The sequence below is a fragment of the Sphingomonas suaedae genome (assembly GCF_007833215.1).
GTDB lineage: Bacteria > Pseudomonadota > Alphaproteobacteria > Sphingomonadales > Sphingomonadaceae > Sphingomonas > Sphingomonas suaedae.
Genome location: NZ_CP042239.1, coordinates 2,761,221 through 2,773,718, shown reverse-complemented (window position 1 = coordinate 2,773,718; position 12,498 = coordinate 2,761,221). Strand labels below are relative to the sequence as shown.

Here is a 12,498-nt window from a genome sequence, read left to right as displayed (position 1 = left end):
GTTAGGCGGGGCGGGTGACCGCCTCAACCCCGCTGCACTTCTATGCGATCGCGTTGGGATCGAACCGGCGGGGGCGACACGGGTCGCCACGGCGCGAGGTGATGGCCGCGATGAACGCGATCGGCGGCGCGCTTGCCGTATCGCCGGTGATCGAGACGCCGCCGCTCGGCCCCTCGCGCCGCCGCTTCGCCAATGCCGCGATGCTGATCGAAAGCACAGAGACGCCACCGCAATTGCTCGCGCGACTCAAGGGACTTGAGCGCGCGTTCGGACGGCGACGGGGGCGGCGCTGGGACGCGCGGGTGATTGATCTCGATATCATCCTGTGGTCCGGCGGTGCGTGGAGCAGCCCCGGTCTCATCGTCCCGCATCCACAGTTTCGCACCCGCGCCTTCGTGCTCCGTCCGTTGCGCGCGATCGTGCCACGCTGGCGCGATCCACTGACCGGGCGCACGATCCGCCAGTTGGTGGCGCTGGCCGGTTGACCGCGCCGGATCGCGCCCTTAGGTGCACCCCACCTTCAAGTGCGGGCTCGTAGCTCAGTTGGTAGAGCAACGGACTTTTAATCTGTAGGTCTCGGGTTCGAGCCCCGACGAGCCCACCACTTGAAGCTTCACGCACTCAGGCAGGCGCCAGCCCCATGCGTGAGGCCGCCGCGAAATAGCCGCGCATCGCATCCGCCGCCCGCGCGGTCAGCGTGATATGCGCCCGGCGCCGGTCGCGGGCATCGGGTTCGCGCTCGAACAACGCGCCCTCGTGCATCGTGCCGATCCAGCGCAGCGCAGTGGTCGGCGGTACCGCAGCGGCGATGCACAGGCTGGAGACCGAGACGCGCCGCCCCTCCAGCCGCGCGGCATACAGGTCCAGCAGCATGTCCCATGCGGGATCGGCGAAGAGTTCGGCGGAGAAATGCTGGTCGCGCAGCCGCCGCGCGCGGATCGCGGCGCGCACGATCCGGGGATCGGGGTGCGGGTCGCTCACCGAACCACTGCGATACTGGCGACCGGGATCGCGTACCGCGTTGCGCCCCGGTTCGGCGGCAAGTTCGGACAATACGGCGGCAAGCCGCGCGACTTCCTCATTGAGCAACCGCAGCCGCTCCGCCTCGCGCTCACGCGCCGCATCGTGCAACCGGGCAGGCGCACCGCCGATAGCGATCGAGAGTGCGGCGGCATAGTCGCCGGGGCTGGGCTCGCACAGCAACACCGCCCCGGCGTCCATCAGCGTGGCTGCAGCAGCGTCCAGCGCCTTCGCATCGAGCAGCGCAACGACACGGCAGCTGCGGTCCATGCTCCATGCGGCGATCCGGGCGGCGCCGTCGGCGGTGGCTTCAGGGGACAGGCCCGTCGCGTCGAACAGGATCAGTTCGGCGGCGATCAGCGCATCGAGCTTTGCAGCCAGTTGGTCGGGCGCAATCATGCCGAGCATTCGCGCGCCGCTGCCGGACAATGCCGCCTCGTGCCGGGGGATCGTGTCGAGCGGCGCGACGATCAGAGCACGCGCCGCATCAACCGGGGCAGGCGTCGGCTCGGGAGAAGGAAAAAGCAAAGATGACGCGAGAACTTCGACGGCATCAGTCATATGAAATCTCCGCTTTGCATTGCATTGCGGATGATTTCCCGGTTGTGACGACTTGCGTAGGCACAAGCGACTCCGTTTCCAATCCGTTTCGGTTCAATTATCTCCGGAACGGATCAAGAACGCAAGGGCCTAGCCGAACACAGCTTCGGCATCGTCGAATTCATGGTCGAGCAATGCTCGCGCGGCGGTCGCGATGCTGCCCCCGCTCAGCGCGATCCAGATCCCGGCGACGATCGAACTGCCGATCGATTGCAGGATCATCATCGCGCTGAACGCGTTCGCATTCGCTATCTGTGCCTGGGCGGCGCGTTCGGCCGCCGCCGGATCGCCGGCCGCGGCCATCAGATCGCTGAAATAGCTTCCCAGCGCGAAGCTGGACACTGCGAGGGTCATCACGAAGCCGATGATGGTGACCACCAGCGCGGCGCCGAACAATGTCCAGAATCGCCCCCGGCTCAGCGTCCATGCCTCGCCGATCACCAACTGGCGCCGGTGCAGGGTCAACGGGAAGGCGAGCGAGAAGCGAACCGTGAAGAACACCATCACCGCAAACATGATCAGGCCCAACACGAACATGACGAGGCCGGACAGCAAGGGCGATTCGCTGCCCATCGCGACCCCCAAGCCCAGCAAGCCGAGCGCGAAGCCCAGGATGACCCACAGGATCAGCGCAACCACGGCGAACAGGATGAGCAGAACCAGCAGTCGCAGTTCGTCCATACCCAGCCGCAGATAGGCGACGCCGCCCGCATCGGGGCGGAGCACCGCGCGCATCGCCGCCGCGTACAGGACGAGGCCGATCAGTCCGAGAAGAATGCTGAGCAGGAACGCCGGTGTCGTCGCGCCGATCACTGCGTTCGGATCCCCTGCCGTAGCCGGGTCCATCGCCGTGCCGATCATCGGCTGCACCGCCAGCGCGATGGCGATGTTCCCGGCGAGATAGATACCGGCCCAGATCGCAACTGCGGCAAACCGCTCGCGGATCAGCCCGAACGCGCCCTCCAGGATTTTCCCGACACTTACCATCGCCATTCCCCCAAAGATGGAATGGCGATGCTGTCGCGTCGGCCCGCCGATTACAAGCGCTTACGCGCGACCGATCAATCGAGCGACTTGACGATTTCCTCGACCATCTTCTTCGCGTCGGCGAGCAGCATCATCGTATTGTCCTGATAGAAGACGTCGTTGTCGACGCCCGCATAGCCGACGCCGCCCATGCTGCGCTTGATGAACAGCACCGTCTTGGCCTTGTTCACGTCGAATACCGGCATCCCGTAAATGGGCGAGCTCCTGTCGGTCTTCGCCGCAGGGTTCACCACGTCGTTCGCGCCGATGATGAAGGCGATGTCGGTCTGGCTGAACTCGCTGTTGATGTCCTCCAGCTCGAACACCTCGTCATAGGGGACCTGCGCTTCGGCCAGCAGCACGTTCATATGCCCCGGCATACGCCCCGCGACCGGGTGAATCGCATATTTCACGCGCACGCCATGTTCCTTGAGCTTGTCGCCCATCTCGCGCAGCACATGCTGTGCCTGCGCGACTGCCATGCCATATCCGGGGACAATGATGACCTGTTCGGCCTGGCTCATCAGGAAGGCGGCGTCTTCCGCGCTGCCGCGCTTCCACGGCCGGTCGGTCTTTGCCGCCGCCGCGCCACCGCCGCTGTCGCCGCCGAAACCGCCCGCGATCACGCTGATGAAGCTGCGGTTCATCGCGCGGCACATGATGTAGGACAGGATCGCGCCCGACGATCCGACCAGAGCGCCGGTGATGATCATCGCGGTGTTGCCGAGCGTGAAGCCCATCGCCGCCGCCGCCCAGCCCGAATAGCTGTTGAGCATCGACACCACGACCGGCATGTCCGCGCCGCCGATCGGGATGATCAGCAGGAAGCCGATCAGGAAGCTGAGCGCGAGGACCACCCAGAACACCCAGGACGGCGCATCGACCTGCGCGGTATAGAAAGCGATGAGGCCCAGGATCGCGGCGAGCGTGCCGAGATTGATGACATGCCGTCCCGGAAGCAGGATCGGCGCGCCGCCCATGTTCCCGTTGAGCTTCAGGAAGGCGATGACCGAACCCGAAAAGGTGATCGCGCCGATCGCGACGCCAAGGCCGAGCTCGATCCGGCTGACCGGCAGGATCAGGCCGGCGTTCGGCGATCCTGCGGGAAAGATGATCCCGAACGCCGAGGGGTTGAGAAACGCGGCGACGCCGACCAGCACTGCCGCCAGACCGACCAGACTGTGAAAGCCCGCGACCAGCTGCGGCATGTCGGTCATGGCGATCTTGCGCGCGATGACGAAGCCGACGATCCCGCCGACCGCGATCGCGCCGAGAATCTCGGGCAGTGACGCGATCTCGTGCGTCACCAGCGTCGTCACCACCGCGATCAGCATCCCCGCCATGCCAAAGCGGTTGCCGCGACGGCTGGTCGCGGGCGAGGACAGGCCGCGCAGCGCGACGATGAAACACACGCCCGCGATCAGATAGGCGAGCGCGACCCAGGGGTTGAGCGGAATGGCCTCGTGCATCGGCTCAGCCCTTCTTCTTGTACATGGCGAGCATCCGCTCGGTCACGGCGAACCCGCCGAAAATGTTGACGCTGGCGAGCGCCACCGCGACCAGCCCCAGCCACTTCGCAGTCGGGCTGCCGGCAGCGGCCGACGCGATCAGCGCGCCGACGATGATGACGCTGGAAATCGCATTGGTCACCGCCATCAGCGGCGTATGCAGCGCCGGAGTCACCGACCACACGACATAATAGCCGACGAAACACGCCAGCACGAAGATCGACAGGATCGAGATGAAGTCCATTTATTCCTCCCCCGTTGCGCGCCGTTCGGCGGCACGAGCAACAACCCCTCGAACGACCGCATCGCAATCGTTCAGCAACTCGCGGGCTGGTATCCGCATCACGTCCAGCCCTCGTTCGGCAAACCAGGCGTCGCGTCGCTCATCGCGCTCCGGCCGATCACCGCAATCATGCGCCGCCCCATCCACCTCCACGATCATACGCGCTTCGTGACAGTAGAAATCGGCGACATAGGGTCCTGACGGATGCTGCTTTCTGAACTTCAAGCCGTCCGGACGCTTCTTGAGCGCCACCCATAAAAGTACCTCGGGCAGCGACATTGTCTTTCGTAAGATCCTGGCGCGCCGATTGGTTTCGACCGCCCCTTGCAGCATTCAAATCCTCCCCTGAAAGGGGAGGGGGACCGCGCCGAAGGCGTGGTGGAGGGGTGTCCCGGCTTGAGAGGTGCGATGACCCAATGACGGGCGACACCCCTCCGTCAGCGCTGCGCGCTGCCACCTCCCCTTGCAGGGGAGGATTGGGGAACGTGCGGCGCGCACTGCATCGCCGCGCCGGATCAAGACAACAGCCTCGCGTTCATCACCTTGCCGCCCTGCGTCAGGCGGATCGCGTCGCCGATTTCCTCGTCCAGCACGGGCTTGCCCGCTTCCTTGTCCCAGAAGGCCGAAAGGAAGTTGTAGAGGTTGCGCGCGAACAGCGCCGACGCATCGGACGACAGCCGGGAGGTCACGTTGCGGTGGCCCACGATCTTGACGCCGTGCTTCTCGACGATCTCGCCCGCGACCGCGCCCTCGACATTGCCGCCGCTTTCGACCGCGAGGTCGACGATGACGCTGCCGGGCCGCATCGACGCGATCTGCGCGTCGCTGATCAGGCGCGGCGCGGGGCGGCCGGGGATCAGTGCGGTGGTGATGACGATGTCCTGCTTGGCGATATGCGAACTGACCAACTCAGCCTGGGCGGCCTTATATTCGTCGCTCATCTCGGTCGCGTAGCCGCCCGAACCTTCACCCTCGATCCCGGCGACATTCTCGACGAAGATCGGCTTGGCGCCGAGTGACTGGATCTGCTCCTTGGTTGCGCTGCGCACATCGGTCGCGGAGACCTGCGCGCCGAGGCGGCGGGCGGTGGCGATGGCCTGAAGCCCCGCGACGCCGACGCCCATGACAAAGACCTTGGCGGCAGAGACGGTCCCAGCCGCAGTCATCATCATCGGGAAGACGCGGCCATATTCGGACGCGGCGTCGAGCACCGCCTTATACCCCGCCAGGTTCGACTGGGAGGAGAGGATATCCATCGACTGCGCACGGGTGATGCGCGGCATGAATTCCATCGCCAGCGCCTCAACGCCGAGCGCGGCATAGGCGTCGACCCGCGCACGCTCGCCAAAGGGGTTGAGCCCCGCTGCCAGCCAGGCGCCGGACTTGATGCCGGTCAGGCTTGCCGGATCGGGACCCTGTACCCCGAGGATGATATCCGCATCCGCCAGCACATCGGCGCGCGAGCCGATGGTCGCGCCTGCGCCCTCGAACGCCGCGTCGTCCAGGGAAGCGGTGTCACCCGCCCCGCTCTCGACCGCGACTGCGGCGCCGAGCGCGACGAATTTCTTGACCGTTTCCGGCGTCGCGGAGACGCGCCGTTCACCGGCGGCAGTCTCCTTGAGGACCGCGATCTTCACCTCAGGCGATCAGCCAGACGACGAACGCAGCAAGCAATACGGTGATGATCGTGCCGATCTTCAGCATCCGCATGAACCCGCCATAGGTCTGGTCATGCGCCTTCATGTCGCCGCTCTGGGCCATGCGTCTTCCCCTCGTAACCTTGATTTGCACTATCTCTTAGACAGGCTGTCCCCGCCCCTCAAGTCCTGCGCGCTTTAGACAGGCTTAAGCCCGTCTTTACCCGACCGCTCTATGCAGGGTGACCGAATTAGGGACAACCGGTACAGGTTGGGGGATATGGAATGACGCGCAACGGCCAGCGCCAGCTGATGCTGATCGACGACGAACCGGCCCAGCGCCGGTTGATCGCCGCCATTGCCGCGCGCCGCGGCTGGCGCACCATCTTTGCCAGCGACGCGGAAACCGCGCTGGCGACGCTGGGCACGCCCGACGGGATGGCGCTCGATGCGATCATTCTCGATAGCTGGGCGCCGGATTTCGACGCCGCCTCGCTGATCGCCGAACTGCGCGCCAATCGCCCGATGCTGCCGATCCTGCTGCTCACCGCCAACGGATCGGTCGCCGCCGCAGTCAGTGCGATGCGCGCGGGCGCCACCGATTTTCTGGTCAAGCCATTGGCCGCCGAACGGATGCTCGCCGCACTCGATTGCGCGGTGGGGGCAAAGGTCGGCGGCGAACTCCGCCCGCTGACCGAGAAGATGTCTGCGCATCTCGCGTTCGACGAGATCGTCGGGTCGGCGCCGCAGTTCCGCGCCGCACTCGCCATCGCGGCAAAGGCGGCGCGTGCGCGCGTGCCGGTGCTGATCGAAGGCGAGAGCGGGGTCGGCAAGGAAGTGGTGGCCGAGGCGATCCACGCCGCCTCGCCGCGTCACACCAAGCCGATCGTTCGCGTCAATTGCGGTGCAATCCCGGCCAACCTCGTCGAATCCGAACTGTTCGGGCACGAAAAGGGCGCGTTCACCGGTGCGTTCGAACGCAAGATCGGCCGGTTTCAGGAGGCCGATGGCGGCACGATCCTGCTCGACGAGATCGGCGAGATGCCACTCGACGCGCAAGTGAAGCTGCTGCGCGTGGTCCAGTCGGGCGAGGTGCAGCCGATCGGCGCGCGCCACGCCAGCCAGGTCGATGTCCGCGTGATCGCCGCGACCAACAAGACGCTGATGACCGAGGTCGAGGAAGGCCGGTTTCGCGAGGACCTGTATTACCGCCTCAACGTGGTCCAGGTGACGATCCCGCCGCTGCGCGACCGTGGCGGCGACATCGCACCGCTCGCCCGGCACCTGCTGGGGCGGATCGCCGAGCAACCGGGGCTGCGCCCGCTCGGCATCACCGACGATGCGCTGGCGCTGCTCGCCAGCTATGACTGGCCGGGCAATGTTCGCCAGCTTCAGAACGCGCTGTTCCGCGCATCGGTGCTGTGCGACGGCGACGCGCTGACCCGCGCCGATTTTCCGCAGATCGCGCAGTTGGCCGGGGGACGACCCGTCGGCGCGAGCCAGGCGAATGGCGGCGCGGCGCAGGGCGCGGGGATCACGCTCTACAAGCCCGACGGAAACTTGCGCGCGCTCGACGAGATCGAGGCTGACGTCATCCGCCTCGCCATCGGCCATTATCGCGGCCGCATGACCGAAGTCGCCCGTCGCCTCGGCATCGGCCGCTCGACCCTCTACCGCAAGCTCGGCGAACTGGGGATCGACCAGAACGCGGCTTAGTGCGTCAGGCCAGCTTTACTGACGGGCTGAAGCGGCACCCGTGCCATCCTGCCGAAAACGAACCTAACGCCCGGGCAGCATCCGACGGAGCAGCCCGTTGCGATCGACAAAATGGTGCTTGAGCGCTCCGGCGACGTGCAGCGCGACGAGCGCGAGGGTGAGGAAGGCGGCAAGTTCGTGCGCCTCGCCAAAGGCTCCCTGCAGATCGCGTGACGTGCCGACCGGCAGGTCGAACCACGGGATTCCGCCGAGCAGTGTTCCCGTGCCGCGCGACCCTGCGGACACCGTTGCCCAGCCGAGCAGCGGCACCATAATCAGCAGCATATAGAATCCGACATGGGTGAGCCGGGCGGTCGCGCGTTCCCACGGCGCGATACCCTCGGGCAGCGGGGGCCAGGGATGGGTCAGACGCCAGACGATCCGCACCAGCGTGAGCAACAGCACCGATATGCCGATCGACTTGTGCCAGACGAACAGGCCCGGCATGTCCTCCATCGTGAAGGCGATGACGACATTGGCGATCAGCAGCGCGGCAATCAGCCAGTGCAACAGGATCGATACGCCCGAATAACGGTCAATGGCTTCGCGCATGGCTCGCTCCCGATCGAACCCGCTTCGCGTCGGGGCCCGTCGCGTCTAGAGTAGCGTGATGACTGGACGGTTTGAAGGACGATCTGCACTGGTCACCGGCGCTGCATCGGGCATCGGGCTGGCGCTCGCGCATCTGCTTGCGGAGGAAGGCGCGGCGCGCCTCATTCTGGTCGATCGCGATGCCGCGGCGCTGGAGGCGGTGGCGTGCGATGTCGATATGATCCGGGTCGTCGGGGATGTCTCCGACGAGGCGCTGTGGGACCGGATCGACCTGACCGGGCTGGATCATGCGGTGGTCAATGCCGGGGTGGCGGGGGCGGCGACCATCGCCGATCACGACTTTGCCGAGTGGCGGCGCATCCTCTCGGTCAATCTGGACGGCGCGTTCCTGACGCTGCGCGCGGCGATGCGGGCGATGGCAGCCGGGCCCGAAACGCGCGGGGGCAGCATCGTGCTGACCGCGTCGGCGGCAGGGATCAAGGCCGAGCCGGGCGTTGCCGCCTATGGGTGTTCCAAGGCGGCGCTGCTCCACCTCGCCAAGGTGGCGGCGAAGGAAGGGGCGGCGGATCGCATCCGCGTCAACGCCATCGCGCCTGCCGGGGTGGAGACGCCGGTATGGGACGCCGTGCCCATGTTCGCGGCGCGGGCGGTGGAAATCGGCCGCGACGCCGCCTTTGCGGAACTGGCGGCGATGGCGACTCCGCTGGGCCGCTATGCCAGGGCGGACGAGGTCGCCGCGCAGATCGCCTTTCTGCTGGGGGATGAAAGCGCGTTGATGACCGGCGCGACGTTGCTCGCAGACGGTGGATACACGTTGTAGCGCTGGCGAAGCGGACGCGGCTTCCCATATAGTCGGGCGATGTTGCGATTCCTGATCTTCCTCGTCGCCCTTGCCGCGCTGGCGGTGATCGCGGTCACGCTGGTTACTGCGGGCGCGGCGGCGCTCGGGCTGGTCTTCGGCGTGCGACAGCTGCGCGAGAGGATTGACCGGGTGCGAATGCGCCGCGCGCGCTCCGCCGACCCCGAAGATCCGCTGGAAACCGCCTGGACCCTGACGGCGACAGAAGCCGACTGGGCGGTGAGCCGGGTGGCGGCGGCGCGCACCAGCTGTGCCCGGCTGCTCGCCATCGCGGACGCCAATCCACTCGCCACCGACGCCGTGGACTGGGCCAATGTCATTCGGCGCCGCGTGCCCGATCTTGTCGCCGCCTGTATGGACGAGTGCGAACAGGCGACACCGGGCGAGCGGCGCAGCAACCTGGAAGATCTGGTCGAAAGCCTGGAGAAGATCGGCGCCGAGGCCGAACGGCGGCGCGACCGGTTTCGCGATACCCGCCCCAGCGCCTTCAATGTCCAGCGCACCTATGTCGATCAGCGGACCCGGCCGGGGCCGCTGAACTGAACGTCTGCGCGCGGATCGACCTACTCACCAGAACAGCCACATCGCCATCAGGCGTTCGCCGGTGAAAGCGAAAATGCCGGGGATCATCAGTGCGCCCAGATACATGCCGATCAGGTGATTGCGATGCCTGGCGATCTGCCCCCGCCGGGCCGTCTGGAAAATCCGCCAGGCGCCGATCAGCGTCAGCGGCACGAACAGATGGATGAAGCTGAAGCCGCCATCGTTGATATGGCGGATGAAGATCGCGGAGATGGCAGTCACGACCATCAGCGCGACCCAGACCTTCCCGAGCATCTTGTGCCGCGCGTCCCCCTTGCGACGGAGCATCAGATACATGCCCAGCGGTACAGCGGGCAGGACGGTGACGATATGGACCAGCACCGCAACTTCACGCACCGTCGCCCGGGTCGGGGCAAGGCCGAGGCCAAGCCGGGCGAGCGCCACCACCATGGCCAGGGTCATCGCGAACCCCGCAACGCCGACGATCACCCGCAGAACGGGGGGAAGGTTCAGGCCATTTGAGGTGGCACGCCGGGGTGAAATGGGGGCGGTGGAGTGTGGCATATAGGCGGTCCCTGTGTCGTTTCACGCCTCGTTTCGCTGATGCCGGATCGCGAACAAGCAGGATTGCGCCGATCGGCTGTCGGGTTCGCCAACGGCGCGATTTCGCCACTTCACGATACGCGAACGGGCGGTATGCAGGGGCGGTCGCGTGCAGGGACAGAACGGGATGCCGGGAGTGCGAAAACTGCTGATCGATCTTGCGCTACTGGTCGCCATCGGGGTGGTGCTCGCGCTGATCGGGCCATTCGGGACGTTTCAGGCAAGTTTCGGGTCGCGCCTCCTTTACTGGGTGGCGCTCGCGCTGGCGGGGTATCTGTTCTACCGCCCGATTGGCGGCGTAGCGGATTGGGCGGCGCGGTGGCTCGACCTGCCCGTGGCGGCAATGTGGGTTGTGGCCACACTGGTGGCGACCGTGCCGATGACGTTCGTCGTTCGGCTGACCAGTTGCGGCGGGCCGTGCCCAACGCCGCAGACCATCGACGAGCTGCTTGTTTCCTATGGCTATGTGCTGGTGATCGGCGCGGCGGTCACGCTGATCCTCTTTCTGACCCAGCGCGGCAGAGCGCCGATCGGGTCCATGAAGACCGACTCACCGCCGCCGTCTCCTGCGCCCTCCCCCGCGCCGCCGCCCGCGCCACGCTTTCTGGAGCGACTGCCCGCCCATCTCGGGCAGGAACTCATCGCGCTCGAAATGGAGGATCATTATGTACGCGCGCATATGGCGGGGGGCAGCGACCTGATCCTGATGCGGCTGCGCGATGCGGTCGGGGAGCTGGAGGGGATCGACGGCGCGCAGGTTCACCGAAGCTGGTGGGTCGCGCGCGCGGCTGTCGCGACTATACGGCGCGACGGGCGCAATATCCGGCTGGTGCTGACCAATGGCATCGAAGCGCCGGTGTCGCGTGAAAAGGCGCGCTCGCTCAAGGCGCTTGGCTGGCTGTGAGGTTCAGCGGGCGGTCAGCGCCGCGTCGCGCATCCCCCGCCACACGCGCACCGCCTGCACGGTTTCGGCCACATCATGAACACGCAGCAGCTGGCACCCGGCCTCGGCGCCCTTGAGCGCCAACGTGAGCGATCCGCCAAGGCGGCGTTCGACCGGCGCCTCATGGTCGAGCGCGCCGATGATCCGCTTGCGGCTGGCGCCCAGCATGAGCGGCAGCCCAAGGCCGTGGAACAGGGTCAGCCCGTTCATGAGCGCGAGATTGTCGGCGAGCGACTTGCCGAAGCCGATGCCGGGGTCGACCAGGATATTGCTGCGCTGGACCCCGTCCGCGACGACTGCCGCCACCCGCGCTTCGAGCCAGTCGAATATCTCGATCAGCGGATCGCGATAGCCGCTGCCGCCATGCGGTGATTGCGCCGGATCGGGCGAGTGCATCAGGATCACCGGGCAGCCTGCCTTCGCCACGACCTCCACGGCGCGCGGATCGAAGGCGAGCGCGGCGATGTCGTTGACGAGATGCGCGCCAGCCGCCAGCGCCGCCTCCATCACGGCGGCCTTGCGCGTGTCGATCGACACCGGCACGCCAGAGGCCGCCAGCCGCTCGATCACCGGGACGACGCGCTTGATCTCGTCGCCTTCCCACACCGTGTCCGCACCGGGCCGCGTCGATTCGCCGCCGACATCGACCAAAGATGCGCCCGCCAGGCCCATGTCGAACCCCGCCTGCGCGATCGCCTCAGGGGCGTCGCTATGCTTGCCGCCGTCGGAGAAGCTGTCGGGGGTGCAGTTGAGGATGCCCGCGACCAAGGGCTGGTCGAGCCGCAGCGTTCGCTCGCCCGCGCGGATCACCGGTCGCGGCGCGGAGATGGCAGCGGCAAGGGTGCGAAGCCGTTCGGCCTGCGCGTCGGAAAGCTGCGTGAGCAGGGCGGGCAGGCGCTCGACTGGCACCAGCTGCTGCGCGACCCGTCGTCCGCCCTCGACCGCGATCAGCTCATAGGCGGCGAACCAGCTGAGGCCCCCAGCCAGCCGGGCCACCTGTCCGTCATATCCCACCGGGGAATCGACGGCGGCGGCGGGGCGGAGATAGAGGCGGGCGGATGCGGGGATGGTCATGCGCTCACCTCTAGCAAGCCCCTCCCCTTCAGGGGAGGGGTTGGGGTGGGGCCTGTCCTATTGGCGGTCGGTCTCGGTGAGACTGAAATGCCCCA

Annotated in this window: 15 protein-coding genes and 1 tRNA gene; 6 read left to right on the top strand and 10 right to left on the bottom strand. The window is 66.8% G+C overall.

Annotation, left to right across the window (positions count from 1 at the left end; genetic code table 11):
- The first annotated feature begins 14 nt into the window (after window positions 1-14).
- Both folK and FPZ54_RS13105 read left to right on the top strand, forming a co-directional pair.
- A complete protein-coding gene (gene folK / locus FPZ54_RS13110; RefSeq protein ID WP_145847857.1) occupies window positions 15-485 on the top strand; it encodes a 2-amino-4-hydroxy-6-hydroxymethyldihydropteridine diphosphokinase in 471 nt (156 codons plus the stop codon).
- Between the two features lie 43 nt (window positions 486-528).
- Window positions 529-604, top strand: a tRNA-Lys gene (locus FPZ54_RS13105).
- 17 nt (window positions 605-621) lie between these two features.
- On the opposite strand, the gene FPZ54_RS13100 is transcribed toward FPZ54_RS13105, so the two are convergent.
- The 7 genes from FPZ54_RS13100 to FPZ54_RS13070 form a co-directional block, all read right to left on the bottom strand.
- A complete protein-coding gene (locus FPZ54_RS13100; protein ID WP_145847855.1) occupies window positions 622-1,581 on the bottom strand; it encodes a helix-turn-helix domain-containing protein in 960 nt (319 codons plus the stop codon).
- A gap of 129 nt (window positions 1,582-1,710) precedes the next feature.
- Window positions 1,711-2,613: a hypothetical protein gene (locus FPZ54_RS13095; protein WP_145847854.1), complete on the bottom strand. Its 903-nt coding sequence runs from the start codon at window positions 2,611-2,613 to the stop codon at window positions 1,711-1,713.
- 68 nt (window positions 2,614-2,681) lie between these two features.
- On the bottom strand, window positions 2,682-4,115 hold the full coding sequence (locus tag FPZ54_RS13090) for an NAD(P)(+) transhydrogenase (Re/Si-specific) subunit beta (RefSeq protein ID WP_145847852.1): 1,434 nt from the start codon (window positions 4,113-4,115) through the stop codon (window positions 2,682-2,684).
- 4 nt (window positions 4,116-4,119) lie between these two features.
- Complete coding sequence (locus FPZ54_RS13085; RefSeq protein WP_145847850.1) at window positions 4,120-4,398, bottom strand: NAD(P) transhydrogenase subunit alpha part 2; 279 nt, start codon at window positions 4,396-4,398, stop codon at window positions 4,120-4,122.
- Window positions 4,399-4,770, bottom strand: coding sequence for an endonuclease domain-containing protein (locus FPZ54_RS13080; protein ID WP_145847849.1), 372 nt, complete (start codon window positions 4,768-4,770; stop codon window positions 4,399-4,401). It lies immediately after the preceding gene.
- 182 nt (window positions 4,771-4,952) lie between these two features.
- The gene (locus FPZ54_RS13075) at window positions 4,953-6,074 is read right to left on the bottom strand and encodes an NAD(P) transhydrogenase subunit alpha (RefSeq protein ID WP_145847847.1); all 1,122 of its coding nucleotides are present in this window, start codon (window positions 6,072-6,074) and stop codon (window positions 4,953-4,955) included.
- Between the two features lies 1 nt (window position 6,075).
- Window positions 6,076-6,198 (bottom strand): aa3-type cytochrome c oxidase subunit IV, encoded by a 123-nt coding sequence (locus FPZ54_RS13070; protein WP_145847845.1) that lies wholly within the window; start codon window positions 6,196-6,198, stop codon window positions 6,076-6,078.
- Between the two features lie 161 nt (window positions 6,199-6,359).
- On the opposite strand from FPZ54_RS13070, the gene FPZ54_RS13065 reads away from it, so the two are divergent.
- The gene (locus FPZ54_RS13065; RefSeq protein WP_145847844.1) at window positions 6,360-7,790 is read left to right on the top strand and encodes a sigma-54-dependent transcriptional regulator; all 1,431 of its coding nucleotides are present in this window, start codon (window positions 6,360-6,362) and stop codon (window positions 7,788-7,790) included.
- Between the two features lie 63 nt (window positions 7,791-7,853).
- On the opposite strand, the gene FPZ54_RS13060 is transcribed toward FPZ54_RS13065, so the two are convergent.
- The gene (locus tag FPZ54_RS13060; protein ID WP_145847842.1) at window positions 7,854-8,381 is read right to left on the bottom strand and encodes a cytochrome b; all 528 of its coding nucleotides are present in this window, start codon (window positions 8,379-8,381) and stop codon (window positions 7,854-7,856) included.
- 58 nt (window positions 8,382-8,439) lie between these two features.
- On the opposite strand from FPZ54_RS13060, the gene FPZ54_RS13055 reads away from it, so the two are divergent.
- Window positions 8,440-9,201: an SDR family NAD(P)-dependent oxidoreductase gene (locus tag FPZ54_RS13055; protein WP_145847841.1), complete on the top strand. Its 762-nt coding sequence runs from the start codon at window positions 8,440-8,442 to the stop codon at window positions 9,199-9,201.
- Between the two features lie 39 nt (window positions 9,202-9,240).
- The gene (locus FPZ54_RS13050; RefSeq protein WP_145847839.1) at window positions 9,241-9,783 is read left to right on the top strand and encodes a hypothetical protein; all 543 of its coding nucleotides are present in this window, start codon (window positions 9,241-9,243) and stop codon (window positions 9,781-9,783) included.
- Window positions 9,784-9,807: 24 nt separating this feature from the next.
- Here the strand turns inward: FPZ54_RS13050 and FPZ54_RS13045 are convergent, their stop codons facing one another.
- Window positions 9,808-10,245 carry a DUF2306 domain-containing protein gene (locus tag FPZ54_RS13045; RefSeq protein WP_239019572.1) on the bottom strand — a complete coding sequence of 146 codons (438 nt, stop codon included), beginning with the start codon at window positions 10,243-10,245 and terminating at the stop codon, window positions 9,808-9,810.
- A gap of 268 nt (window positions 10,246-10,513) precedes the next feature.
- Here FPZ54_RS13045 and FPZ54_RS13040 point away from each other — a divergent pair, with 268 nt between their 5' ends.
- Complete coding sequence (locus FPZ54_RS13040) at window positions 10,514-11,290, top strand: LytTR family DNA-binding domain-containing protein (RefSeq protein WP_145849828.1); 777 nt, start codon at window positions 10,514-10,516, stop codon at window positions 11,288-11,290.
- Window positions 11,291-11,293: 3 nt separating this feature from the next.
- Here the strand turns inward: FPZ54_RS13040 and folP are convergent, their stop codons facing one another.
- Window positions 11,294-12,403 (bottom strand): dihydropteroate synthase, encoded by a 1,110-nt coding sequence (gene folP / locus FPZ54_RS13035; protein ID WP_145847835.1) that lies wholly within the window; start codon window positions 12,401-12,403, stop codon window positions 11,294-11,296.
- Window positions 12,404-12,498 lie beyond the last annotated feature (95 nt).